General features: G+C 36.7%; 27 protein-coding genes and 1 other RNA gene. 3 read left to right on the top strand and 25 right to left on the bottom strand.

Annotated features, from left to right (window positions below):
• Positions 1-9: 9 nt before the first annotated feature.
• From ORL93_RS12455 to ORL93_RS12365, 19 genes are all read right to left on the bottom strand, one after another.
• The gene (locus ORL93_RS12455) at positions 10-1947 is read right to left on the bottom strand and encodes an ATP-dependent DNA helicase (RefSeq protein ID WP_040119351.1); all 1938 of its coding nucleotides are present in this window, start codon (positions 1945-1947) and stop codon (positions 10-12) included.
• 133 nt (positions 1948-2080) lie between these two features.
• The gene (locus tag ORL93_RS12450; protein WP_003196411.1) at positions 2081-2266 is read right to left on the bottom strand and encodes a DUF3921 domain-containing protein; all 186 of its coding nucleotides are present in this window, start codon (positions 2264-2266) and stop codon (positions 2081-2083) included.
• A 544-nt stretch (positions 2267-2810) separates the two neighbouring features.
• On the bottom strand, positions 2811-3122 hold the full coding sequence (locus ORL93_RS12445; protein ID WP_265959102.1) for a hypothetical protein: 312 nt from the start codon (positions 3120-3122) through the stop codon (positions 2811-2813).
• Between the two features lie 70 nt (positions 3123-3192).
• A complete protein-coding gene (locus tag ORL93_RS12440) occupies positions 3193-3450 on the bottom strand; it encodes a hypothetical protein (RefSeq protein ID WP_265959101.1) in 258 nt (85 codons plus the stop codon).
• Between the two features lie 39 nt (positions 3451-3489).
• A complete protein-coding gene (locus tag ORL93_RS12435; protein ID WP_265959100.1) occupies positions 3490-3681 on the bottom strand; it encodes a hypothetical protein in 192 nt (63 codons plus the stop codon).
• A gap of 377 nt (positions 3682-4058) precedes the next feature.
• Complete coding sequence (locus ORL93_RS12430) at positions 4059-4466, bottom strand: hypothetical protein (protein ID WP_265959099.1); 408 nt, start codon at positions 4464-4466, stop codon at positions 4059-4061.
• On the bottom strand, positions 4463-4759 hold the full coding sequence (locus tag ORL93_RS12425) for a hypothetical protein (RefSeq protein ID WP_265959098.1): 297 nt from the start codon (positions 4757-4759) through the stop codon (positions 4463-4465). The genes ORL93_RS12430 and ORL93_RS12425 overlap by 4 nt, the downstream gene beginning before the upstream one ends.
• A complete protein-coding gene (locus ORL93_RS12420) occupies positions 4759-5142 on the bottom strand; it encodes a hypothetical protein (RefSeq protein WP_265959097.1) in 384 nt (127 codons plus the stop codon). The genes ORL93_RS12425 and ORL93_RS12420 overlap by 1 nt, the downstream gene beginning before the upstream one ends.
• 12 nt (positions 5143-5154) lie before the next feature.
• On the bottom strand, positions 5155-5973 hold the full coding sequence (locus ORL93_RS12415; protein ID WP_265959096.1) for a hypothetical protein: 819 nt from the start codon (positions 5971-5973) through the stop codon (positions 5155-5157).
• Positions 5974-6013: 40 nt separating this feature from the next.
• A complete protein-coding gene (locus ORL93_RS12410; RefSeq protein ID WP_265959095.1) occupies positions 6014-6637 on the bottom strand; it encodes a terminase small subunit in 624 nt (207 codons plus the stop codon).
• Positions 6630-6953 carry a hypothetical protein gene (locus tag ORL93_RS12405; protein WP_265959094.1) on the bottom strand — a complete coding sequence of 108 codons (324 nt, stop codon included), beginning with the start codon at positions 6951-6953 and terminating at the stop codon, positions 6630-6632. Before ORL93_RS12405 ends, ORL93_RS12410 begins: the two co-directional genes overlap by 8 nt.
• Before the next feature lie 2641 nt (positions 6954-9594).
• Entirely contained in the window at positions 9595-10473 is an 879-nt protein-coding gene (locus tag ORL93_RS12400) for a hypothetical protein (RefSeq protein ID WP_265959093.1), read from the bottom strand.
• 801 nt (positions 10474-11274) lie between these two features.
• Positions 11275-12273 carry a tyrosine-type recombinase/integrase gene (locus tag ORL93_RS12395; protein ID WP_265959092.1) on the bottom strand — a complete coding sequence of 333 codons (999 nt, stop codon included), beginning with the start codon at positions 12271-12273 and terminating at the stop codon, positions 11275-11277.
• Between the two features lie 27 nt (positions 12274-12300).
• Entirely contained in the window at positions 12301-13443 is a 1143-nt protein-coding gene (locus tag ORL93_RS12390; RefSeq protein WP_265959091.1) for a THUMP domain-containing class I SAM-dependent RNA methyltransferase, read from the bottom strand.
• Positions 13444-13623: 180 nt separating this feature from the next.
• Positions 13624-14015: RNase P RNA component class B (gene rnpB / locus ORL93_RS12385), an RNA gene on the bottom strand.
• An 87-nt stretch (positions 14016-14102) separates the two neighbouring features.
• Complete coding sequence (gpsB, locus tag ORL93_RS12380) at positions 14103-14438, bottom strand: cell division regulator GpsB (RefSeq protein WP_016114126.1); 336 nt, start codon at positions 14436-14438, stop codon at positions 14103-14105.
• Between the two features lie 97 nt (positions 14439-14535).
• A complete protein-coding gene (locus ORL93_RS12375) occupies positions 14536-15090 on the bottom strand; it encodes an SLOG family protein (protein ID WP_040119349.1) in 555 nt (184 codons plus the stop codon).
• Positions 15091-15146: 56 nt separating this feature from the next.
• Complete coding sequence (locus ORL93_RS12370; protein WP_191664147.1) at positions 15147-15668, bottom strand: CotD family spore coat protein; 522 nt, start codon at positions 15666-15668, stop codon at positions 15147-15149.
• Positions 15669-15819: 151 nt separating this feature from the next.
• Positions 15820-16356 carry a YppG family protein gene (locus ORL93_RS12365; protein ID WP_265959090.1) on the bottom strand — a complete coding sequence of 179 codons (537 nt, stop codon included), beginning with the start codon at positions 16354-16356 and terminating at the stop codon, positions 15820-15822.
• A 175-nt stretch (positions 16357-16531) separates the two neighbouring features.
• On the opposite strand from ORL93_RS12365, the gene ORL93_RS12360 reads away from it, so the two are divergent.
• On the top strand, positions 16532-16723 hold the full coding sequence (locus ORL93_RS12360; RefSeq protein WP_265959089.1) for a YppF family protein: 192 nt from the start codon (positions 16532-16534) through the stop codon (positions 16721-16723).
• 23 nt (positions 16724-16746) lie between these two features.
• Here ORL93_RS12360 and ORL93_RS12355 read toward each other — a convergent pair whose 3' ends face one another.
• The 3 genes from ORL93_RS12355 to ORL93_RS12345 form a co-directional block, all read right to left on the bottom strand.
• Positions 16747-17073 carry a YppE family protein gene (locus ORL93_RS12355; RefSeq protein ID WP_006094321.1) on the bottom strand — a complete coding sequence of 109 codons (327 nt, stop codon included), beginning with the start codon at positions 17071-17073 and terminating at the stop codon, positions 16747-16749.
• Positions 17074-17106: 33 nt separating this feature from the next.
• The gene (locus ORL93_RS12350; protein WP_003206610.1) at positions 17107-17349 is read right to left on the bottom strand and encodes a hypothetical protein; all 243 of its coding nucleotides are present in this window, start codon (positions 17347-17349) and stop codon (positions 17107-17109) included.
• A gap of 433 nt (positions 17350-17782) precedes the next feature.
• Positions 17783-18808 carry a DUF2515 domain-containing protein gene (locus ORL93_RS12345; RefSeq protein WP_040119346.1) on the bottom strand — a complete coding sequence of 342 codons (1026 nt, stop codon included), beginning with the start codon at positions 18806-18808 and terminating at the stop codon, positions 17783-17785.
• Positions 18809-18911: 103 nt separating this feature from the next.
• On the opposite strand from ORL93_RS12345, the gene recU reads away from it, so the two are divergent.
• Both recU and ORL93_RS12335 read left to right on the top strand, forming a co-directional pair.
• Positions 18912-19514: a Holliday junction resolvase RecU gene (gene recU / locus ORL93_RS12340; RefSeq protein WP_003196400.1), complete on the top strand. Its 603-nt coding sequence runs from the start codon at positions 18912-18914 to the stop codon at positions 19512-19514.
• Between the two features lie 65 nt (positions 19515-19579).
• Positions 19580-22279, top strand: a complete 2700-nt coding sequence (locus ORL93_RS12335; RefSeq protein ID WP_265959088.1) for a PBP1A family penicillin-binding protein — start codon at positions 19580-19582, stop codon at positions 22277-22279.
• A 23-nt stretch (positions 22280-22302) separates the two neighbouring features.
• Here ORL93_RS12335 and ORL93_RS12330 read toward each other — a convergent pair whose 3' ends face one another.
• From ORL93_RS12330 to dnaD, 3 genes are read right to left on the bottom strand one after another with little or no spacing between them, the layout of a single operon-like run.
• On the bottom strand, positions 22303-22821 hold the full coding sequence (locus tag ORL93_RS12330) for a YpoC family protein (protein ID WP_265959087.1): 519 nt from the start codon (positions 22819-22821) through the stop codon (positions 22303-22305).
• Positions 22822-22825: 4 nt separating this feature from the next.
• The gene (gene nth / locus ORL93_RS12325) at positions 22826-23473 is read right to left on the bottom strand and encodes an endonuclease III (RefSeq protein ID WP_006094317.1); all 648 of its coding nucleotides are present in this window, start codon (positions 23471-23473) and stop codon (positions 22826-22828) included.
• A 15-nt stretch (positions 23474-23488) separates the two neighbouring features.
• A complete protein-coding gene (gene dnaD, locus ORL93_RS12320) occupies positions 23489-24196 on the bottom strand; it encodes a DNA replication protein DnaD (RefSeq protein ID WP_016114116.1) in 708 nt (235 codons plus the stop codon).
• Between the last annotated feature and the right edge of the window lie 32 nt (positions 24197-24228).

Genomic DNA, 24228 nt, shown 5'->3' with positions numbered 1-24228 from the left:
AGTTTCACTTTATAGTACCGTACCTTCTACTGGAAGTACTTTCTTTACAGCCTCAATAACCTTTTCATTTTCATTCTCTGATAAGAATAACGAAATAGTACCTTTATCTTCGCTCGTACGAATTAAACGTCCAATTCCTTGACGAAGACGTAAAATCATATATGGTACATCTACATCCCAAAACGGATCATTAACATGCTTACGTTTCGCTTCAAACACAGGATCGTTTGGAGGGAATGGTAGCGACCAAATAATGACATGTGATAGTGAAGAACCCGGAATATCTAAACCTTCCCATAAATGAACAGCGCAAAGCACAGTCTCTTGTTCATTTTGGAAGCGGGAAACAAGCTGACTAATCTCTTGATCTCCTTCATATAAGAACGGAACAGACATTTGTTCTTTATTCACATATTCTTTGAACGCCGCAAGTTCTTGTGTTGTGCGGAATAATACAAGCGTACGCCCATTTGTTTTTTGAATGTTCTCAAGCGTATACTGACATTTTCGTTCCCATTCATTTTCCTGGTTATACGATGGTAAGTATACTTTCATTTGCTCTTCATAATCAAATGGAGAAGCTACTGAGAATGATAAATAATCTTTTACCCCTAAACTATTTGCTGTAAATGCGAATGAATCATTTTCAGATAATGTAGCAGAAGAGAAGATATACGGAATCTTTTTCGAGAATACTTTCTCCTGTAGCACTTCTTCTACCGCACGTGGCATAATAACTAACGTAAAGGCACCATCACCTTCTTCTCCCCATGTAATTACATTTTTCTCATGCATAAAGAGACGAAGTGAATGTTCCAGTACATCTAAATGCTCATCAACGATATTTAAATCATAAGTGTTTACTGTATACATTTCACTTTCAAATACAAGAGCATCACCAACTTCAGCAATTTTTGCATAAAGTCGTTTCGCTTCTGTAATCACTTTTTCTGTTACTGTAATTTCTAAACGATCTGATCCAGCAATTTCTTTTTTACTTTCTCTTAATACATCAAAGAAACGCTCTGTTTGCCAAATTGTCTCTTCTACTAAATGAGCAAACTCTTCTCGAATATCATTTTGTAATAATCTTGTTAAGAGTTGCTCCATCATCGTTTGCTTTAATCGATACGTCAGTGCTTTTTGCGCTGCGTATTCCACAAGGTGTCCTTCATCAAAAACAACGCAACTGCTTTCTGGTAAAAGCGGCATTTGCCCTTCGCGTTTACGAGCATCATATGTCCAAATATGATCCATATAGAAATCTTGAGAGCAAATAATTAAATCTGCTGCTTTACGGTAATGTTCACGAGAGAGCGTTTGACCACAACGGTGACGAGAATCACATGTGAAGCAGTCTTGGAAATAATCCCAAGATACCTTTGACCATTCTTCGTCATTTAATAATGGAAACTCTTTTCGATCACCGTAATGCGTAAAGTTTTGCATTGTTCCATGATCAAATACAAACTGAGGTAATTCATAATATAGATCTTCAATTACTTCTGGAGCTCGTCCACTCATTACATCTTCAAGTTTACGTAAACATAAATAATTATCCATTGATTTCGCTAGACGTACATCAACAGATAACCCTAATGCTTCTGATAATTTCGCAATGTCCCCTTCTTCTTTCACAAGCTGCTCGATTAGCGTTTCGTCTGCACAAGCAATAATAGCTGGCTTTCCTGTATAACGCGCATAACAAATTGCATATAAAAGATACACAATCGTTTTTCCCGTTCCTACACCCGCCTCTGCGAACATAACTTTCTTCTCTTGAAACGCTCGTTCTAATTGGAATGCCATAAAAATTTGTTCATCGCGTTCTTCAAAACCTTTTTCTGGGAGGATATCGTAAAACACATCTCCAATCCACTCATTCAACTTATCATAAAAATTATCTTGTTTCCCTACTTCAAATGGTAATCTCTTCTCAGTAAACATCCTTAGCCTCCAACCAAAAAGTTTTTCTATAAAAAGATATAGCAACTGCTATATCTAAATAGCAGTTGCTTTCCCCTGTTGCAATACATAGAAATGAGCGAAAAAAATTTTCCTTTATATAAAGGAAAATTTTTCACTCTATTAATGACTTTAAGTAACGCTTATCAATCAATGTCTCATATGATAATGCAGATAAATATTCTTCCTGTGCTTTCTGTATTTCATCTGCAACTACACCCTGAAGATTAATTTCTTTTCCAAGCTCATCATACGTACGATGAATGGCCTTTTGAATCATCGACAATTGGAAACCATCCATATTTATTCCTCCTTTTGCACATTACATAATAGCCAGTATATGCGCGTCAAAGAGGTTTTATACTATGAATTACGAGGTGGGCGTTTACCAAAGTACTGGTAATAGTCTGTACGAGCCCAAATCTAAATAAGTATTGACTTTTTAGCATTTCCTCAATTCTATTTTCCGTTCAACTTTTCAGTTATATCCATAATAATACGGTCTTTATTGAAAAACAACCTTTTTATAGTAACATCACTTTAACTTAACATCAAGATAAAACAACATTTAATATTTGACCTGAGGTAAACAATGTTTCCATCAGCTTTTCGTCCCCATTGACGTATCATGCTCTATCGCCGACTACTATTTTGAAAATAAGATGTAGACATGCTATAGTTAACACGGGAGCGAGTAAGCATATCATTGCAAATGTTTGGATACTCATAAAATTATCTCCTTTTGTGGAGTCCCTTCAGGTGCAACTGAGGAGACTCCTCTTTATTTTGTTGTCTCTTTCTACATTTATAATTACTTTCTACAGTTACAGTTTTATTTAGATGCATCAACTATGTGTAGCACCAACTACGACGTACTTACCTCGTTCGGGGTTTTGAATATCCCATACTAGTTGATGCACAATCTCTGTAATACGGTGCTTACACTTGAAGAATACTTCCGCATGTTCATCTAACGGCTCATAATCCTCGATAGCGATATCAATTTCACCTAAGCGAACCAAATATGTAAGAGGGAATTCGTTCTTATCAACAGCTACGATGCCCACAGAGTGAAGCTCATTGGCTAACTCAAGTAACATATCCGATACAGTTAATTCTTCGTTTACTCTTAACATAACAACTTTTGTGTTTTTCATTTCAATCTCTCCATTTCATATGTTTTATAAGTTAGGGCAACTCATAAGGCGAAGCCGGGAGATAATCCCGTCACTTCTCCTCCTTGAAAGTGTATGGCTTCTTTCGTGGAATAATCGACTTGTCGTCACTCTCAAGTTTAGTTAAAAAGCTAGCCACAAGCTCATCGATTGAATCATATCGTCCAACTCCGTTATTTCTCTCAATGACCTCTTTCGCCTTCTTTAGAGCTGTAAACAGTCTATAGAGTGCTTGTCCGTCTGACGGTGAATCAATCTCAAAGTGTTCGGCGATTCTACGATAGTAAGCTTGATGCTTAGATTCTGCCATTGTGTCACCTCCCTTAGAAGTTGCCTTAACTTCTTGAATTCATCTTAACATAGAGTTACCGTAACTTACAACCTCTAATTTACACAAAATAAAAAACAATCCGATATCAGAAGTCTTTAACGTATCCTCAACTTTCTCTTCAATGTTCAACAATTGAGTACGAACCTCTTTAGCAACTTCTGAGTCACGTAAAAGCATTCCAACTCTTAAGATTGCTCTTCTTGTGAACATTGTAGATGAGGGTGTACGAGATGTTAGTCCGTATTTTTCTAAGTCTCCCTCATGTTGAGTGATACTTTAGTGTCATTCTTAAAGGAGGAGACTAAATCTTTACCGTCCATAATCTTATACCCATATGTTTCAAGGTTACCGACATTATGTAGGCGACCTTTAAGTGACTTAAGTTCAGTACCTTTCTAAGTCTCCCTCATGTTGGGTGATACTTATTTTAGACGGTGACTTGATGTCACTCACTAAAGTTTCCCAAACTTCTTTACCTTTAGGATACTTGGTTTTCCCAAGTCACTCTCAATTTGAGCGTCACCTATTTAGAAAATCTTTTCGAGCAAACAAAAAGACACCCAAGTGAATGAGTGTCTTTCGAGTTTCTATCGTAGCAACTGCCGAGCTAATTGTTTAGTAATAGAGCCTGCCATGATGTCTCGGTCATCTTGACGTAGACTATCGTTTCTCGTGTCCGGCTCTCGAGCAACCGTCTCCTTAAAAATATCTGCTTTACACATAAATATGTACTTGTCGTTAGCTTTGAGAATCTGTAGGGATTTGTAACCTCGCTTCTCGTATCGTGTCAATTGGATTCTATCAATGAGGATCAGCTTTCCGTAACGGTGGATACTTCCAAAGGATTCTCCATTGTGATTAATACGATATAGCAATGACTGAGCTTCCTCTTCCGATACGACAAAGCTCTTTCCACATTGTGTTGAAACTGGGTAGATTTCGATAGGGGTTTCATTGAGGGTTAAATTTTGGTGGTTTTCTAACGTGGTAATCATTTTGTAGATTCTCCTTCAAAGTATTTTATAAGGTTTTCGATGAAAAGAGTCCCGCCGCGTACCTTAATCGAAAGGAATGAATCATTCGGGAGTGCTACATGTGTCATACCATAGTGTACGATAAATCCTTGGAGATTCTTATCACTATTGTGCTTGCATGTAGTCCATTCACCGTGAGATAACACCTTTACATCGCTTCCCTCAAATGGGAATACAATAGCGTCACCATCCATGCAATTTAATTGTTTAGTTTCTCCTTTGTTAGGGAGAGTTTCAAGTTTATAAATAGTCATTAGTTAATAGCTCCTTCTTTAATGTAATTTTCACTATAGGGTTGGTTCTCACCGTTCTGTAAATCTCTAGCACCTTGTACGGTTATATATTCCACAGGTGAATGTAAATCCATTAGCTTATAAATGTCTTCTTGTACGTCCAAGCTTCCGTCAACTTCAATGTCGATATATCCACCTTCGGGAGTCTTGATTTCTTTCATGCTTCCCTGGACGATAAGTCCAGTCCACTTAGAGTTGTATCTATAGTTGATAATATTTCCGTAGTTTGTGAATGGAGTGGTCTTATCAAAGGGAACAAAAGGGATGACAATCAAGTCACCACTTTTGCACTTTAGAGATAAACGCTCTCCCGTAGAGATACGGCTTATCTCATGAACAGTCATTTATTCAGCACCTCATATGTTGATAGTAGTTGAACGTGGAGCTGATTCTCTTGATGCCATTTCTTCAGCGTCAAACTGTGTAGCGAGTTTTTGCATTAGGCCCATTTCTTCTTCAGATTTATGAGTTGAAAGATTTGGGTTGTTTTCCATTTCAGCTAGTACCTTCTCAAAAGGTAAGAACTTATTAGATTTTTCGGAATCCATCAAGTGCTTCTCTAGAAGATTACGCTCCATGCTCAACTCCCGAATGTTTTGTACCGTCATTGCTTCACGTAGGCGTTTTACACTGCTAGGAACAGGAAGAGTACCAGACATCTCGGCAACCGAGTCATAATACTTATGAGCATCAGGGTAATAGTGGGGAGAATTCATATCAAAGGTCGGAGCTGATTCCAATTCCATTAAGATGTCCATTCTTTCATTATTTTCAGCAAGGGCTAATAGGCTAAAGAACTTTTCAGATAGATTTGAATTAAATGCTCCAAGCTTTAATTTCTGGAACATTACAGGATTTTGATTCTTGAGAAGGTCTCGTTGAGTTCCGCTCAAGTCCTTGAAAGTATCATTTGTAATTACCTCTACAGAAGCGATACGGCTGTATCCGTCTGTAGTTAACTTAACAGGATTACCGTCAAGCATTGTGATGTAGTCAGATGGTTTTGTGTTTCCAAACTTAATGAAGCGAATGCCCTCATTGATTTCACGAATCTTTTCACGTTGCTTATCAAGTTTAGCGTGGACTTCTTGAATTTTCTCTTTAGCAAGGCTTCTCATTAGCTGTCCTTCTGGACTGTTATAAAATAATTCCATTTCGTTTAAGTGTGCTGACATATAAATCATCCTTTTCTATTTTGGTTTTTTGATATTCAATTTAGTTTTGTACATCTATGACATCATCTGAGATGTCTTTTCTAACGTTTGGATATTGCTCTGCATCTGCAAACTCAAGTCCTTCAATGTCTACCACAATAGTTTGAAATCTGCCGTCAAGTAACTCATGAGATGGTCTATCGTAAAGGATTCCTTGGTGTTTGCTCAATACTTCTAGATACTTGAATTTGTCCTTTGTAGGGACCTTAACTTTTCGTATCTTACTAGCCTTCATATCAATAATCTCATCATGTTGCTCATCACGGATAACGCTCGTAGCAAATTCAAGCAACTCATTATGAGATGCCACAGTGTGCCAGCTCCGTTGATTGGTCAAGGCTGTATAAGCTTTCCTAACTTGAGTATGGTTCATCAATTTGTGACCGTAATCTCTAGTGACACCTGCAATCTTAGCAGCCTTCGGAACGTTTAAGTTGGATTCGCATAAAGCATGAACAAATTTGAGTTGCTTTGGAGTGAGTTTCTCAAGATAAGGAGATGCATCAAGCATGTTCATCCGAGAATTGTCTTCTTTAGAGGGAGATAGTGCCATTGATTCATCTTCTGGGGTTTCTTCTGGGAGGTTGTCGTCATCTTCAATGCTTACATCAAAGTGTTCAGTCAAGTTTCTCACCTACCATCATAAGTAAAGCATTTGCACCGTCAAGGATGCGATTAGCTTCATCAATGAGTTGTTGGTCCACTGGATAAGGGAGAAAGCTGAATAGTTTCGCCAAAACCTCTTCAGTGGTCTTATCTTTGCTGATCCCCTTGAATGAGCGGTAAAGGTTTTGCTTTGGTACTCCAGTGACTTCACAAAGCTCACTTAAGTTCGTACCGCCGAATGTATTCAAGTAGATTAAAAATCTTAGTTGCTCACGATACTTGGGTCTAGCTTCGGGGAGCATGATATTTATTTTCATATGTTTCATTCCTTTCATGTTTTCGCTTTGTAGTGCTGAAGAGAACCACCGAGAAATTAATCTCAGTAGTTCAATCAGAACTTCCCATAAAATAGATGGACCTTCCAAGTCATCTATACTTTACAGTGTGTTGCATTGGGTAAACGCATCTTGCGGAATGCATTTAGTGGTGGGAAACGCTAGAATGTCTTCACAACATCTAAGTGAAAAGCTTAGTAGTTTTGTATCCGTAGATACGTTGATAGAGGGATTTCCATTCCCTCTGAGAGTTTTAACTCCCTTGAAGGTTTCCGACCTTCCATCGAAGTAAGCCAACCTATGAAGCTTACCCGACATATAAGAAAGAAAACTAATGAGTGTATCATGCCTATTGATACGTGGAACCACCTATGATGCTTTACGAACGCTATTGAACCAGAATAGTTTCGGCATCTAAGCAAGTAATAAGCTTGCAAGTGATTTATTTCGGAGATTTACTCCGATGGAAAAACGGAAACGTAGTTGATGAAATGAAATTGTGAAAGTGGTAAAACTTGAAGTTGTAAAAAAGAAGGGGTGTGACTGAAAAGCGAAAAGGAGGAATAAAACTCTTCAGCCACAATAAAACTGGAAAGGTCGAAATTGATGCGTAGCATGAGCTACTAAAATGACAATAAGTAGAAGTAAAGTTTTGGAGAAAGGAAAATGTAAAGGAATAAAGTTGACGGTGCGAGAGATTGCGACATCTTGAACGCTTGTCCCCTTTTCCCTCTATTAACTAGTATACTACTTTGGCACTCAAGTGTCAATACTTTTGCCTAAACTTTTTATTATAATCTATAATATATATATCCGTCAAGCACATTTTGAATGTTGGAGAAATAAAGTAGGAGACCCACAATATTTGAGCAACCTCTCGAGTTTAGGAAGACAAACAATTTGGCTGTCTCCTCTAAATGTTTCCCTCATGTTGAGGGTGAGTATGTTACCGCTCGTCACAATATGACGACTGCTTATAACAACTAACCTCGAAAGCGCTGAACGTGTTAGAGAAAACTTTCGGAGGGAAAGCCCGAACACATATAGCTATATTTACTATATTGACTACGTACCAGCCACCAGTAAATTTTTACTTGTACCCCCGGGGTGGTAGCCCTTCGCTCAAAAGTTTTTTTATTTTTGTAAGCATCAGCACAAAGCTTATCCTCATCCGTGTATCAATCAATAAGAGAAGCAATAGAGTAAGCATCATAGGAGATAGTGAGACGGTAGAGTGTGGTGCATCAGTGGTAGTGATGGGAGGGAGTAGCATCATAGGTAGTACTATATGTATGGAGGTAAGGACATACAGTAGAGCGTGGAGTGTGGGAGCTGTGAGAGGGTAGCCACCAGAGCTACCACAGTACAGTATGCGCTTATATGTATAAGCTTAATAGTATTACATTAAGTTAAGGCTCATGCTCAAGAGAACACAGCACCAGAGATATCACACCTATCTGATCCACCTGCTCAATGTACCCTTATTAAGTGGGCACTTTAATGTGGGGTTTAATGCCTGCTCTTTAGTGTGGCTTTAAAGTGTGCCGTTTAGTTTGGCAAACAAGCACCTGTTTAATTTGATAAGGATGTGCCTATTTAATATGGATACCTCAGTGGGTTTAGTTGTAACCAAAGCAGTCACTTCCTTTAATAAACATTACGTAAACTAACTAAATATAAGTGAGAGGTATTCCGTTCCCAGTAGAATAGGCTTTCGGTATCTACCTTTAGAGTATGAATAATTATGTGGGTACAGCATCTTTGGAGTTTATGCACCGTATTCACTAATATGCATCTTATCTATCCGTTTATTCACTATTCTATTCAGTAATTCTACTTCGTGGATTCACTTTGGGAAGTTGAGTTCATTATACCGTAGAGGGTATCCTTTGGAGGTTGTGTCTACTTTTGAGCGGGGATTGCTTCTAAGTTTAGTACACTATGTCCTAATGTTGGGCAATATCTTACTTACCTTTTGTTAGTTACTTCCTTAATATAGTGAAGTATATTCCACGGACGTTGGCACTCTTTTGAGGTCAATCGTTCTCTTTTGAGCCAAGTCAACTTTTAAGGTAATAATTCCCAAATAGTGTCAAGGCTTTTACCTTTACAGTTTAATCACCCTTTTGAGGAATCATCTCCACAGTTTCAATAAAACAATTGAGATTCAATACTTTTATGATTGTACTTTGGAGGGATATCTTAATTGATATTTCAATTGTGTAATATCTTATCGCTACGCTTAGTCTCTGTGTTCCGCTAAAGCTACACACTATCCGTCTTATTCAATAGATTAATGAAGTATATAGTACGGCTGATGTAACGTAGTGGAATATGACGTGGGAGACTGTGTCGACCCTTCTGTTCCTTTAAAGATTATCCTCACATATCGCCTTCGGCTAAATCATTCTAAAAACCATTATATATTATATTACGTCAAAATCGAAAAAAAACGCTGTATCCCTTGGTAGAGTAAGCGTGAATGCACTTTTAGACCTCGGCAAAATTTTTACCTTTTTGAAATTCCATTGAAGGTGACATACTCATTTGATATAATAATTACATAAAGTAAAAACCCCATCAGCGTAGGAACTGACGAGGTTTTGTGTGCCATCTGTAGGAGGAGGGCAATACTTAAATTTTAATACTTAATATAGTTTCTATTCGATAAGGCTGTCTCTTTGATAGCCTTTTTTATTTTGCTTCTATCGACTTCTTTAGTAGTCTTCGTGAAGAATTCTTCCGATGCTATCAACACTTTTGTTATCTTTTTAGTTTTCCTATCTCCGAATTCAAATCTCTCAAGAATATCCAAAGCGATCAATTTATTAACAAAGCGATTTCCCTGTTTAGGCTTCATATCAAATAGGATTTCAATATCTTTCGGGCGTAGTATTTCCAAGTATTTCTCATTCGGCTCATATGGGTTTCTGAATAGGACTTGGAGTTTTGGGTGCATGAAGTTGATCAGCTCGCTAAGATATCCCAACTCTTCTAAGCTTAAATCCTTCGATACTTCTCTCACACTAGATTTAATTACCTTTGTAAAGTTTGGAACTTTCTTACCGAGTGAGCCGATACGATAGAACTCGTCAGATAATGTATAATTCTTAGCACTTCCGTTCCCTTCGTAGTGTTCTGTAAGCATTCCACACTCAACGGCTTCTTGAAGTACTCCACTTATCGAACGGACACTCTTGCACATCTTTTCAGCTATCTCATTCATACTTAGTGGGTTATACTTTCTATCAACTATTAAACCGTTTGATTTCACTTCAAGCATTGTTGATAGTACAAATACAAGTCCCTTAACCTTTGGAGATACATCTTTTTGAAAGTGCGCGTCACACATTTGAACTGAATAAGGTCTCAAGTCAGTTTCATATTCTAACTCTAAAGTATTCTGCATTTCTCTATATTTCCTATGTACTTCTCGTTGCTCTGGTGATTTGACATCCCATCCTTGCTTTTTAAGATTCCTAGATTGCTGATGATTCTCTATTCGTTTATTTAAATCCATATTACATGTTCCTTTCTAGTTATAATTTGTCTATTCTATCATTATACTAAAATATTCCACATTTTAATAGTCACTACTCTAATAGTTACTAGTATTTTCGTTTACAATTAGTTTATGATTAAAGGTTGACTTTGCGGTTACTCTTTTGCAATCATCCGAGGAAACGGCTTGGAACGGTAAGAAGGCGCACTTATCCCCTAGCTCAAGAGATAAAGATAATCTCAAGAGATAGAGAAAAAGCACGCCTACATGTTTTATATTTCCATCCTCGTTACGGATGTCACGTATAAGATTCGTCGTCCCTTCCTACTTCGGTTATTTCTAACCGCCTTATCTTTCCACTGCAGAGCTTCCCACAGTGCTAAATACGATAAGACTCCCGTATGTCGTAACATACAAGCTCGTCCACTCCACGCCTTTCGCTTTCACTGGTAGCGTTCACCTAGCCTACACATACATGGAAGGGATATGCATTTGGTTGTGTAGCGCCTTACTTTATGACATCGGCTAGGCTCACCTGTTCAAGTTTTTAGCGTGGCGTTAGGTCATTCCCACGTTCGGAAGTCCTGCACCTTAGCACCTAAAAAAGGCAATACTTAAAAAGCCTTGCATTCCTCAAATTTTTTCGATAGAATGAAGGTACTAATTTACGGGATTTCCGTTATTTAATTGTATTCGGAGATTGTCCGGTATTTAATTGTCGTTAAATACATGGATTGTTCGTGATTTAGTTTTGCTGATTCTCAAAATTGCTTTTGAAATCTTGGAGCCCCAGTTGTCGCTGTGGCTCTTTTCTTTTGCTTAAATATCTATAAAATTCAATGGGTTATATTTGTCGTTTACACCATGTAAGGCATGACCGTATAGCTTAACGTATCGGTCAGTCATTTGCAGGGTTTCATGTCTCATAAGTCTCTGTAGGTTCAAAGAGTCCATCCCCATCTTCAAACACTTAGAAGCGAAATACCTTCTAAACGCATGACAGGTAAGCCCATCCATCTTTAAATCTTTTTTTAGTCTCTTAAACAATGTAGAAATCGCTTCAGTAGACAACTGACGGTTTGTCTTATCAGGGAACACATAAATAATCTCTTCTTCCTCTTCAAAGTAAAACTCCAGAAACATTTTATACTCAGCTAATTCCTTTTGTAGCTTCCTTGTATACGGAATAGTCGCCACACTTCTTTTCTTCCCATAAGTCATAATTGTTCGATTTTTCATATCAACATCTGACCACTTTAAATTGACCAATTCCTCTCTTCTGAGTCCTGTCGAGACCAAAAGAACGATTACCATTCGATTACGCATCAGAGCGAAGTTAGAGCCTTTAAAATGCCCTCTGTCGAAGTGCTCAATGACTTTCTTTACTTGCTGATCAGTCAGAACGTCCCTCACAATGTCTTCTTTACTAAATTTGATTTTCTTAAACGGGTTCTCTTCAGCTACTTCCTCTTCTTCTAAGTATCTAAAGAAAATTTTAAGCGTCCGAGTTTTACCGTTGATAGTAGCTACATTATTTTTAAGCTCATACTTACAGTACACAAGAAACTCCTTTGCTACCTTGGAAGTAATTTTATTTATAGCGAATAATCCTTTTTCTACACAAAAAGATTCAAACTGTCGCAGAATCCCTCTATAAGACTTCAGCGTATGAGAACTTAAATTTCTCAACTCTCTGTCCTCTAAGAATTCATTAATCGCAAATTTAAGCAACAAAAAACCCCCACCCTTTCTTCCATCCGGAAAAAGAATGAGGATATTACTGGGCAGATATTTAATAATAAGTTCTAAGTGAACCAATTATTATAAAGCCTCTTAAAAGTCTAATTACTCTTGATTACGAGGTGGGCGTTTACCAAAGTACTGGTAATAGTCTGTACGAATAAAACCGTTAAATAGTTTACGCTTTTTCGATGCATCTTTTCCATAACATTTTTCAAACGCTTCATAGCTCGTTAATAAATACAGTGACCACGTATCTAATGGGCGGAATACTTCTCCCATTTCTTTATATAATTTTTCAACAAGCGCTTTTTCACTTAAACGTTCTCCGTATGGAGGATTCGTTACAACATAGCCATATTCCTCTTTTGTTGTAAAATCTTTTACTTGCATTTGTTTAAATGAAATTAAGTCACCCAGTCCAACTTCATCAGCATTGTCCTGTGCAACTCTTATCATACGGTGGTCGATATCTGATCCAATAATTTGCAATGGTTGATCATAATTCGCTAAATCTTCTACTTCTTGACGAGCATCACGCCAATTTTCTTTACCAATCCAACCCCATGCATCTGATGCAAACTCACGGTTAAAACCAGGAGCAATATTTTGACCAATTAAAGCTGCCTCAATCGGAATTGTTCCAGATCCACAAAACGGATCAACAAACGGACGATCTGGCTTCCAATTTGTAAGTTTAATTAAAGATGCCGCTAATGTTTCTTTCAAAGGCGCTTCCCCTTGGTCAAGGCGGTATCCACGTTTATGAAGACCAACGCCACTCGCGTCAATTGTCAATGTTGCAATATCTTTTAGCATCGCAATCTCGATACGGAATAAAGGACCATCTTCTTCAAACCAAGTTGTACGTCTATATGTTGTCTTTAGTTTCTCAACAACAGCCTTTTTCACAATACGTTGACAATCTGAAACACTAAATAATGTTGATTTTAAAGACTTCCCAATTACAGGAAACTCTCCATTTTCTGGAATGTAATCTCCCCAGTTCAATGCTTTTGTTTTTTCAAACAATTCATCGAATGTTGTTGCTTTAAATTCACCAACTTTAATTTTCACACGATCTGCAGTGCGTAACCATAAATTAGTGCGACAAATCGCTTTTGCATCCGCTTCAAACGTTACTTTTCCGTTTTCTACTTGGCATTCATAACCAAGATCGCGAACTTCTCTTGCAACTAAAGCTTCAATTCCCATTGCTGCTGTTGCAATTAAAGTAACTTTTCCCATTTGCATTCACCTCTTATGTATAATCAAACAATAATTAATAGCTTTTCCTTCTATTAATTATTAAATATTACGAAGTATTTTCTTATTTACCATTTTAACTCACAAGTTATAACTTCATACAAATAAAAAGCCCTCCTCTTACAAAGGAGAGCTGAGTCATTCCATAATTGGTTCATAACGTTCTGTAAGCCATGTTCTGTTCCTTTGTACTGCAAACGGCCCACGCCTCGTACTCCGGTGGCAATCATCTATCTACAGGTTACTCGAACCTGTCCTTTTCCATCGTTCATTTCCTTGGAAAAGATTCCCCTACCATTATTTGGGTTTCTCGCTCGTGGGGTTTACCTCGTTCCACTCCTATCATTTCTTCAAGGACTTCGTCACTGTGGCACTTTAAAGGTAGTCAAACCATATCCAAAAGGACTTAGGTTTTTTCCCTGCCGTTAATCCAGCCTTACAGCCAGAATACCCTAGCTTATGAATTGGCTAGGCACGAACACTACAACCATCTCAGGTCGTGCGAGCATGGACTTTCCTCTACAACGTTGGCGTTGCAGCGATTACCCAAACGTTATGACAAACATTAGTATAGTGGAAACAAAAAGATTTTGCAATGCTTTTTTATATGTAAAATGCTTTAATCTTTTTCTGTCCCTAGATTACTCGTATAACTTACTTCCAAATACAGCTTTTTCCAGATTAGATAAACGCTTTAAAATATCCGTGTTCGTATTGTTGTATACAGGTTGTGCAACCGGTGTTGGAGCTGGTTGTTGCGGTACTTGCACTGCCGCTACTTTTTGCTCTTCTAATTCACGTTTTAAACGAACATTTTGTTGCTGTAATTGCTCAAGTTCCTTATGAAATGCCTCATAATCCTTAATAATCATATCAAGAAACTTATCTACTTCTTCTTGCTGGTAACCTCTCATACCTGTTTTAAATTCTTTTTCCAAAATATCTTTCGCTGTTAATTTAATTTTATCCGAAATCATTTTCTTCACCTCAAATTTTTACCAAAACTTTCATTAACTAAATTTTTTCAGAAACAATGTCTTTTGTCAATCCTATATACATGAGCTATATTACATATTACTCGGCATTTTCCCACTGTTCCTCTTCTATTATATCTTGTAAATCAGAAAAAAGAATGAAATAACTGTGATAATTTTCTATTTCGCCTTTTTTCTTTGCTGCTTCTACTATGTATTTAGGACTTCCTGGTTTTTCTTCATCATACACTGCCAAAAGTGCATTACTTTTTTCAATAAAAAATTGATTTTTTAATCGAAATTGCTCAGGACTTTCATATTTTCTTTTCGTAATACTATCAACATGATCTGCTTGCCCTAGAATAAACTCATATAGTTCTCGATTTCCCTCTTTCCAATTTTCCTCTTGTTCTAAAAAAGGAGTAAACACAGCAAGCTTTAAATTAGGATATTCTAGCTGCAAGTCAAAAACAACTTCAGCAGCCCATAACTCTACTCCTAACTGCCCACTAATAATAACCCATTCCAACCCTTCTTCTATAAAAGCAAGTAACTTACGATGCAATGCTTTTTTTATACAAATAACGCCTGGATGATCATCCTTAAATATCCCAAGTTCAAATGGTTTATATCCTGTTACCGCAACAACTTTCATATCAACACTCCAATAAAAAGAAAAGAACTAGCATTTTGCTAGTTCTAACATAACATTTACTTTTTAAACATTCCACCTACATTTGGTCCTGGTCCGTATGGAGATACTTGTGGTCCTACATTTGGTCCTGGTCCGTATGGAGATACATGATGCCCATGGCCACACGGTCCACCGAATCCTCCAACTCCAGGCCCGCCGAATCCTCCAACTCCAGGCCCGCCGAATCCTCCAACTCCAGGTCCGCCGAATCCTCCAACTCCAGGTCCGCCGAATCCTCCAACTCCAGGTCCGCCGAATCCTCCAACTCCAGGTCCGCCGAATCCTCCAACTCCAGGTCCGCCGAATCCTGGAGCAACAGGTTCTACAACATTCACATTTGAAACTGTTTGCGGGAAGAAATGTTGACTTTTAACTTGTTGATGATGAACATGTGTTGTATGAGTTGGGTGAATATGTGGTACCACCGTTGTGGAAAAAGTGTTCGTTACACATTGCTTTGTTGGATGAACGACAGGAGGTGTTGTGCAAATAGGTCCTACAGGTTTATGCCCTCCAAAACAAGGATGACAATGATACATAGTTTTTTTCTCTCCTCTCTCATTAAAAAATCTGACTACACTTTACAATATGAGAAAGGGGTAAAAGCCGCTTGTTATATATACCCATTTATTTAATGGAAATTTGTCTATATAATAGCCATTTAAATATGATAACTTGGACACGCAACTATCATCCTTTAGCAAAAAAGCCGCCAACTTGTTTTACAATCCCAGTGACTTGATTCATAGCATTCATCATTTGGCCTGCTGTATTCATCATTTTATTCACATCATAGTTACCATCTGACGTCTTAAATTGAGATACGAAACTAGAAAATTGACTTGGCTGCTGTTGTTGCTTTTGTTTATTCATCGTTGGATATGGTTGAAAAGGCTGTTTCGGTGGGTAAAACATTGATGGCTGATTCATAAAGGATTGTGGTTGCTGTGGTACATAAGATTGTGGTTGCTGTGGTACATAAGATTGTGGTTGCTGTGGTACATAAGATTGTGGTTGCTGTGGTACATAAGATTGTTGATTCATATAGGACTGTGGTTGCTGATTCATAAAGGATACTTCAAATGGCTGATAATAATTCGTTTGATTTCCATAATAAGGTGCAAATGGGTGCATATTATAGCGTAAATATGGATCTTCATTATATTGATAAAAATCCGGTTGTGTATACGAATTGATGTGTTGGTATACATTAGATTGCTGAAACATGCATTCTCCCCCTCTAACTAAGTTTCTACATATAGAATATGTACCTATAAAATAAAATGTGTAACCTTATAAATGTCTATTTTTGTCGGAAGTTTAAATTTTTAAAAAAATAAGAAAGTAAGCCTTTTCATGTTATGATAATGAAGAAGAAGATTCTCATTGGGGAGGAATCAACATGATATTAGGGGATTTAAAACAAGCTTTCGCTCAAAAAAAGGGGTACTCTACAGAGGATATGAATGAGTTGTTTGATTTTGCTAGACATCACTATTTAGAAGGAAAAATCTGCATCTCAGAATACCGAGTATTAATACGTGAATTAGAAATAAATGGGGCGAAACCCACACATACAACTGTAGAATCATAAAAACAAGAGGGTTTTCCCTCTTGTCACTTACATTGTTCTATTATATTCTGCAACGTGTATAAAATCGCCTGATGTGTTTCATAAAACCGCTTACCTTTTCCCTTATTTACAAAACATTGCAGTGCATTATTTTGTAAATTCTCATACACTTGGTCAATTTGTTGCACATGTATATACTTAGGCTTTTCATGTTTTATCCATTGATAAGCTAATTCTTTCCACACTTCTAACTCTTGATCAACCATATCCACAAAAGGCTTCATATCTTGATAAAAATCAAATTCTTTCTCTTCTCTTTTTTTTATAATCGTTTCATCATTGTACTGTATTAATTTTATTGAAGACTGCATTAATTTTCCATAATCCAATTTATTTCCACCCTCTTATGCACTTACTATGACGTTTTGAAACGTTTGAAGCCAACTTCCTTTTTCTTCGTGATGTAATAATTTATCCTCCATATGTTGAATGTGCATTTCTGTTATTTCTCCTCGATTACATATATCTTCACGTTTATCTTTTAAAGAATGATTAACTCTAAGTGAAACATTCATTTCCAGCAAATCAAGAGCACTTAACATTTGATCCATTTTTTTCATTACATTTTCCTTCTGAACCATCGCCATTTATAAAACGCCTCCTTCTTTGCTTTTCCTTTGTCATGTTATTTCGACGGGTCACTTACCACTCCTGCACAACTGACAAAACTAGTTGATATTCGGCAAAGAAATCGGTTTGTATGAGTTTTATAGAAGTGGTAACAATACAAAAGGGAGGTGTTTACCATGGCTAAAAATAAAAATAAAAATGAGAAGAAGAAAAAACAAAACACACAGCAAAATAAACCTGAAACTGGAAATCCGAAGCTAGATGGTCCGAACTTTCCTGCTACATAAAGTAAAACTTTAATCGGCGGGTCTATTTCTCTTACCTAGCTTCCTCAATTTCCCCTACATTTCAATTGGAATCATACTGCCCTATTGAAACTGTATAAAAATATGAATCGATTTATGTAATCCATTCGTCCCGACTCCCTGTCAGAGAGCGGGACTTTTCTTATTATATCATGAAGTCATTGTTCCTTTTAAAAAAGCTATTCAATGAAGAAAAAAGATGTATTTGTTGTTGTTTTTGTAAAAACCATTCTGTAATATTAACTTCTTCTTTCAGTTCCTGAAAGAAAAACAATGCCTCAATATCCATTTTTTTATGGAACCAATCTTTCGTTACGTTATGGTGATGTAAAACAATTGAGAAAGCATCTCTTAACTGCGGTGTATCTTTTTCTTTTGGAATTATAAAGTACCGCTCGTAATCCATTCTTGATCCTGTAGGAAACGTTCGCAAGGAAAAATCGTAAAATAACGTTTCATATTTAGGATGAAATAATAGCCAAGCTAATTTCTTTCCGAATTCTATACGTTTTTGTAATGTTTCAAATTGATAAACCGAAAAACCATATAGTTGTCCTTTTGTAGTCGGAAAAATTACAGCACTAAAATGAAAGAGCTCTTGAAATTTAAACAGTAAAGTTTGGAATACGTGCTTTTGAAAATATGGGTGTTCAATAATCGGCTTTTGAATCCTATTTTGTTCATTAATAATAAGTGCTGTAATAAGACGTGTGAGATCTCTTTTATTCCAAAAATCATTCCATTCCTTCTCCATAAAAATAGATACGTTAAAAAACTGTAATAAGTGAAAGATTGGTTTATTCATTTTCTTGCTGTACTCGTATAACAACAATTGTGGGTATGCATCTGAAAAAATAAGCCAATTTGCACTTTCATAAGTAAGGAACAGTTGCTTCCTCATTCTTTCAGATAAAATATTCGGATAATATTCCCCTGCTAAATCTGTCATATTCCACCCAGAATTTCTCGAAACCATACTCGCCAAAAATGACCATCGGATTTCTTTATTTCTCAAGTAATATTCTTGATAAGCCTGTGTGCGTGAAATATTATCTATATTTGCTAGAGCCGTCTGTTGTTTTATATATGCTATTAATTGTTTCTCTTCTATTGTACAAGAAAGTCCACTGCGCTCTCTATTTATTTTCTCATACTCATTCTGCATATGCATACAGGAATCACCACATCTCTCTTGAAAAAAATCGCATCTTTTTTGTTTTTTTTGATATAATCACCTTTGTAAGTAATTCTAGGTAAGTTGGGGTGGACAAACTATGACCATTCGTTATCCAAACGGAAAAAGGTATAATCAAGCGTTACAACCTCAAAAAACACAATTTAAAAAACATACTTATAGCAATAGAGGTATGTCTCTGGAAGAGGAACTAAATGAAACAAATCAATATTATTTAACCCATAATATTGCATGCGTACATAAAAAACCCACTCCTCTTCAAATTGTAAAAGTTGATTACCCCGCTCGAAGTGCGGCGGTTGTGAAAGAAGCTTATTTTAAACAGCCTTCTACAACAGACTACAACGGTGTATACAAGGGGAAATACATTGACTTCGAAGCGAAAGAAACAAAAAATAAAACAAGTTTTCCGCTACAAAATTTCCATCTTCATCAAATTAAGCATATGGAACAAGTAATAGCTCATAACGGAATTGCATTTGTTATTATTAAATTTACACTTTATGACGAGTTTTATTTACTTGATGCGAAACATGTCGTTTCATTTTGGAATCGCCAAGATGCTGGTGGACGCAAATCGATTAAGAAACAGGAAATCGAAGAGCACGGATACTTGTTATCATGCGGTTATCACCCTCGAATTGATTATATTCGTGTACTAGACATGGCTTATTTTTCGTGATAGAGTCAACAATAAGGCTCTTTTTTCGACTTTTGGGGAAAAAATGAAAGGTAGGAGAAAGTATAATGTCAGAAAATTATCGTTCTCGTACAGAACGAAAACATGCACAACATCAAAAACAAGAAACAAACCAAACGGAGAAACCAAAGAAAAAAGGTTCCTTTTTCAAGAAATTTTTAATTGGTTGCCTACTTCTTGGCATTGTTGGTCTTATAGCTGGAGTTTCCGCCTTTTTTGTAATGGTACAAGATGCTCCAAAGCTAAATAAAGCAAAACTTGTCAATCCGCTATCAACTAAATTTTATGATAAAGACAAGAATTTCTTTTATGAATATGGTGCCGAAAAGCGAACGAATATTACTTACGATCAAGTTCCGAAAGTAGTAGAAAGCGCATTCCTAGCGACAGAAGATGCTCGCTTCTATCAACATAACGGAATCGACGTTAAGCGTACTGGAAAAGCAATCCTTGAAAATGTCACAGGTGGTTTTGGTTCTCAAGGCGGTAGTACAATTACCCAACAGGTAATTAAAAACTATTTTCTAACGATGGAAAAAACATCAAAACGTAAAGTACAGGAATGGTATTTAGCTTATAAATTAGAGCAACAATATTCCAAACATGAAATTTTAGAAATGTACTTAAACAAAATCAACCTCGGCAATCGCTCTTATGGGGTTGCAACAGCAGCGAAAACTTATTATGGCAAAGACTTAAAAGATTTAAAATTACACGAAGCAGCGATGCTTGCTGGATTACCTCAAGGTCCAAACATTTATGATCCAACAAAGAAAGAAAATATCGATCGAGCAACAAAACGTCGTAACGTTGTATTAACATTAATGAATCGACATGGCTTTATTTCAAAACAAGAAATGGATGAAGCGATAAAAATTCCTGTAACAGAAGGACTTCTTCCATCTAAAGACGTAACCGAAATGCCTTATCAAGCCTTTTTAGATGCAGTCGTAAAAGAAATCGAAAAAGAAATGCCCGATGTAAATATTGGATCTGACGGATTACAGATTTATACGACAATTGATACAAAGGCACAAGAATACGCTGAACAATTACTGGATGGGGATATTATTAACTATCCAAACGATCGTTTCCAAGGTTCTTTCGTATTCATGGATACAAAAAATGGTGAGGTTCGTGCAATTGGTGCTGGCCGTAAAGAAAATAAAACGACATTTAAAGGACATAATATGGCCGTTGATATGCAGCGCCAAGTAGGTTCGACTATGAAACCAATTTTTGACTATGGTCCTGCTATTGAATATATGCAATGGTCTACATACCATCAATTAAATGACTCAGAATATACGTATTCCAACGGTAAAAAAATCCGAAATGCTACAAACAGCTATAAAGGTGATGTATCTTTACGTGAAGCATTGAAAAAATCATTAAACATCCCTGCTTTAAAAACAGCACAAGCAGTTGGATTAGACAAATCAAAAGGATTTGCTGAAGGACTTGGAATGACTTTCAAGGACAACACAGTATACGAATCAACAGCCATTGGTAGTAACAGCGCTTCCCCATTACAAGTAGCTGGTGCATATGCCGCCTATGGTAACGAAGGAAATTATAACAAGCCACATTTCGTAACAAAAGTTGTCTTTCCTGATGGAAAAGAGAAAAACTTTAAACCAAAAGAAATACGAGCAATGAAAGACTACACAGCATATATGATTACTGATGTTCTTCGTGATGTTGTAAAACCAGGTTCTGGTGGTACAGGTCCAACAGCTTATGTATCAGGAATTGATGTTGCTGGTAAAACAGGAACACAGAACTATGATCCAGATACATTAAAAAAATATAATATTCCAGAAAGTGCTAACAGAGATAGTTGGTTTGCAGGTTATTCACCGCAATATACGATGTCAGTATGGACAGGATATGAAAAAGATTCTGAAGAAAACTATATTGCAGATAAATCACCTTCAGTCCGAATTGCACAGCAAATATTCAAAGAAATGATGAGTAAGTTTGCTACAGATACATCTCGTTTTGAACAACCTTCTTCTGTAGAACGTGTAAATGAAGAACTCTATGTGAAAGGTGCAAAAAAGGATGCTGTTAAACAGATCAAAGTAGATCCACCAACTGGTGTAACGCCATCTTATGATGCATCATCTAATACGATTACATTAAACTGGTCTGGTTCTTCAGACGCTGAAGCTTACTCAGCAAGCTATAAAGCAAACGACGGTTCTAGTGGTAGCCTATCCGTGAGCGGTACAAACGCTTCACTTGGCGGGGTGAAACCAGGTGTAACTTACAGCTTCTCAGTAGTAGCGAAAAAAGGAACAGGTACAAGCGATGCAGCTGGTGTATCCTTTACTGTTCCTGGCGAGAGTGCAGAAGCTAAGAAAAAAGCTGAAGAGGATGCTAAGAAGCAACAAGATGAGCAGAAAAAATTAGAGGAACAGCAAAGAGCTGATAAAGAAAAAGCCGATAAAGAAAAAGCTGATAAAGAAAAAGCTGATAAAGAAAAAGCTGATAAAGAAAAGGCTGATAAAGAAAAAGCCGATAAAGAAAAAGCTGATAAAGAAAAAGCCGATAAAGAAAAAGCTGATAAACCAGATACACCAGATAAACCAGATACACCAAATACACCAAATAAACCAGATACACCAGATAAACCAGATACACCAGATACACCAAATAAACCAGATAAACCAGATAAACCAGATAAACCAGATAAACCAGATAAACCAACAACAGGTGGCGGAGAAGTTAATCCAACACAATAATACAAAGAAGAAGTCACCTTTCTCTAACGAGATGGTGACTTCTTTTTTTGTATGATTTTTTTTGCATACAGCTTTTCTATTTCTACATACAACTGTGCCAATTGAATATAGGAATGATAATGATTTGGTTGCTCTATAATAAATGAATAACGTTCCATAAAGTTAATCGGTTTTATTTGTAGCTCATCAATCTTGTTTTTAATATCCTTTAACCCTGACACTGGTTTTCCGTTTAACCAATATATACTCGATAATAAATGAGCTGCAAAGTGAATCATTGGCCTTTTTGCTTCATTTCGCTTTCGATCCTGAAAAAATATCGATATATCCTCTTTTTTGTCTTTCCATATATCTAATACAGCTGGAATTCCCATTTCTATTTCATTCCATGGCTCATATTGTTTTCCTATATCAAATAAGAAATAATGGCTTTCTAGCAATTGCACAAACGATTCATCTGTATGATATATAATCTTATCTATCTCCCCTTCAAAAAAAGGATTACATTGAAACTCATCCGGTACTTGTACAACTTGTTCCATCTTTTTATTTCCCCTTCATTCGCTTCTTACCTTCACGACACACTTCTAGTAGCCGGCATTCTTCACATTGCGGCCGCTGTGCTTTGCAATGATAACGTCCAAAGAAAATCATTCGGTGATGCGTAACTCCCCACTCTTCCATTGGCACTTTCTTCATTAATGTTTTCTCTACCTCTAGAACGGAATCTTTCCAACGGCAAATAGCCAAGCGTTTACTTACACGTTCCACATGTGTATCAACAGCGATAGCTGGGATACCAAATGCTACAGAAACAACTACATTTGCAGTTTTTCTACCTACCCCTGGTAGTTTTGTTAGTTCATCCCGATCCTGTGGTACCTCTCCATTATAGTCTTCAAGCAACATTCGGCATAACTTTTGAATATTTTTCGCTTTGTTCCGGTACAATCCAATTGAACGAATATCCTGTTGCAACTCTTCTAAAGACACATTTAAATAATCTTCAGGTGTCTTATACTTTTGAAATAAACTTTTCGTTACTTTATTTACAAGGACATCTGTACATTGTGCAGATAATGCAACTGCAATTACAAGTTCAAATGGATTATCATGATTTAATTCACAATGTGCTTCTGGATACATTTCTGCCATTGTATCTAAACAATAACGAATTTGTGTCTTGTTTAACATACCTTTCCTCCTATATCACTGCTCCAACCAATTATAAAAAGGCACTTTCCCCGTATATTTGGTCTCTTGTTTCGTTACTTGCTGCGAGCGTTGTTGATTCGCTCTAAATTTCCGTCCTTGATCTTGCGCTTGATCAACTGTCTTAATTCCATTCTTTTTCCACTCAAAGAGAATACGGTCAATATATCGGAAATTAAGTTTCCCACTCATTACAGATTCTCGAAGAGCTGCTTGAATTAAATTCGGATGATGTTGATCCTGATCTTGCCACATCGCTAATGTTTCACATTCAAAAGGCGATAATGGTCTCCCAAATTCCCGTTCAAAAATTGTATATAAATTCACTTGAAGTTTCTTTTGTTCTTCTTTTTCTTCTTCTATTGTTTCATTCATTAAAAAATGCAAGATTTTTTCCCAAAGTGGTTGCAACGAATAACTTTCGCACATCATAGCTTCAGATTTTTGACTACCTTCTAATGCTAAAAAGCCTTTTTGAATTAACGCTTGAATGATTTCCATACATTTCATTTCTGTTATTGTCATTCGTTCTGCAATCTCTGAAGGAGTTGGAAAAGAATTACCCGATTCTAGAAAAGTATGCACATGGAGTACAACCATAAATTCCATCTCATTTAAGCCTAATTTTTTATAATGCATCATAAGCAATTTTGGAATTGCGACGCTGCCTTGTTCAAACCATTGTAACATCATTTTTTTCTTCATGACCATACACCTCGCTTTCTAGTATAACACAC

It is taken from the genome of Bacillus sp. DHT2 (assembly GCF_026241455.1).
GTDB lineage: Bacteria > Bacillota > Bacilli > Bacillales > Bacillaceae_G > Bacillus_A > Bacillus_A pseudomycoides.
Note: the sequence above shows the minus strand (reverse complement) of the source record. Positions and strands in the feature narration are given on the sequence as shown.

Bases quoted from the DNA above. Each gene is read 5' to 3' on its own strand.
- ORL93_RS12440 (WP_265959101.1), bottom strand. From the start codon at position 3,450: ATGGCAGAATCTAAGCATCAAGCTTACTATCGTAGAATCGCCGAACAC.
- ORL93_RS12455 (WP_040119351.1), bottom strand. From the start codon at position 1,947: ATGTTTACTGAGAAGAGATTACCATTTGAAGTAGGGAAACAAGATAAT.
- ORL93_RS12450 (WP_003196411.1), bottom strand. From the start codon at position 2,266: ATGGATGGTTTCCAATTGTCGATGATTCAAAAGGCCATTCATCGTACG.
- ORL93_RS12420 (WP_265959097.1), bottom strand. From the start codon at position 5,142: ATGACTGTTCATGAGATAAGCCGTATCTCTACGGGAGAGCGTTTATCT.
- ORL93_RS12425 (WP_265959098.1), bottom strand. From the start codon at position 4,759: ATGACTATTTATAAACTTGAAACTCTCCCTAACAAAGGAGAAACTAAA.
- ORL93_RS12435 (WP_265959100.1), bottom strand. From the start codon at position 3,681: ATGTTCACAAGAAGAGCAATCTTAAGAGTTGGAATGCTTTTACGTGAC.
- gpsB (WP_016114126.1), bottom strand. From the start codon at position 14,438: ATGATTTCGGATAAAATTAAATTAACAGCGAAAGATATTTTGGAAAAA.
- ORL93_RS12335 (WP_265959088.1), top strand. From the start codon at position 19,580: ATGTCAGAAAATTATCGTTCTCGTACAGAACGAAAACATGCACAACAT.
- ORL93_RS12375 (WP_040119349.1), bottom strand. From the start codon at position 15,090: ATGAAAGTTGTTGCGGTAACAGGATATAAACCATTTGAACTTGGGATA.
- ORL93_RS12390 (WP_265959091.1), bottom strand. From the start codon at position 13,443: ATGGGAAAAGTTACTTTAATTGCAACAGCAGCAATGGGAATTGAAGCT.
- ORL93_RS12330 (WP_265959087.1), bottom strand. From the start codon at position 22,821: ATGGAACAAGTTGTACAAGTACCGGATGAGTTTCAATGTAATCCTTTT.
- nth (WP_006094317.1), bottom strand. From the start codon at position 23,473: ATGTTAAACAAGACACAAATTCGTTATTGTTTAGATACAATGGCAGAA.
- ORL93_RS12360 (WP_265959089.1), top strand. From the start codon at position 16,532: ATGATATTAGGGGATTTAAAACAAGCTTTCGCTCAAAAAAAGGGGTAC.
- ORL93_RS12415 (WP_265959096.1), bottom strand. From the start codon at position 5,973: ATGTCAGCACACTTAAACGAAATGGAATTATTTTATAACAGTCCAGAA.
- ORL93_RS12365 (WP_265959090.1), bottom strand. From the start codon at position 16,356: ATGTTTCAGCAATCTAATGTATACCAACACATCAATTCGTATACACAA.
- ORL93_RS12430 (WP_265959099.1), bottom strand. From the start codon at position 4,466: ATGATTACCACGTTAGAAAACCACCAAAATTTAACCCTCAATGAAACC.
- ORL93_RS12370 (WP_191664147.1), bottom strand. From the start codon at position 15,668: ATGTATCATTGTCATCCTTGTTTTGGAGGGCATAAACCTGTAGGACCT.
- ORL93_RS12445 (WP_265959102.1), bottom strand. From the start codon at position 3,122: ATGAAAAACACAAAAGTTGTTATGTTAAGAGTAAACGAAGAATTAACT.
- ORL93_RS12350 (WP_003206610.1), bottom strand. From the start codon at position 17,349: ATGGCGATGGTTCAGAAGGAAAATGTAATGAAAAAAATGGATCAAATG.
- ORL93_RS12345 (WP_040119346.1), bottom strand. From the start codon at position 18,808: ATGCATATGCAGAATGAGTATGAGAAAATAAATAGAGAGCGCAGTGGA.
- ORL93_RS12400 (WP_265959093.1), bottom strand. From the start codon at position 10,473: ATGGATTTAAATAAACGAATAGAGAATCATCAGCAATCTAGGAATCTT.
- recU (WP_003196400.1), top strand. From the start codon at position 18,912: ATGACCATTCGTTATCCAAACGGAAAAAGGTATAATCAAGCGTTACAA.
- ORL93_RS12405 (WP_265959094.1), bottom strand. From the start codon at position 6,953: ATGAAAGGAATGAAACATATGAAAATAAATATCATGCTCCCCGAAGCT.
- ORL93_RS12355 (WP_006094321.1), bottom strand. From the start codon at position 17,073: ATGCAGTCTTCAATAAAATTAATACAGTACAATGATGAAACGATTATA.
- dnaD (WP_016114116.1), bottom strand. From the start codon at position 24,196: ATGAAGAAAAAAATGATGTTACAATGGTTTGAACAAGGCAGCGTCGCA.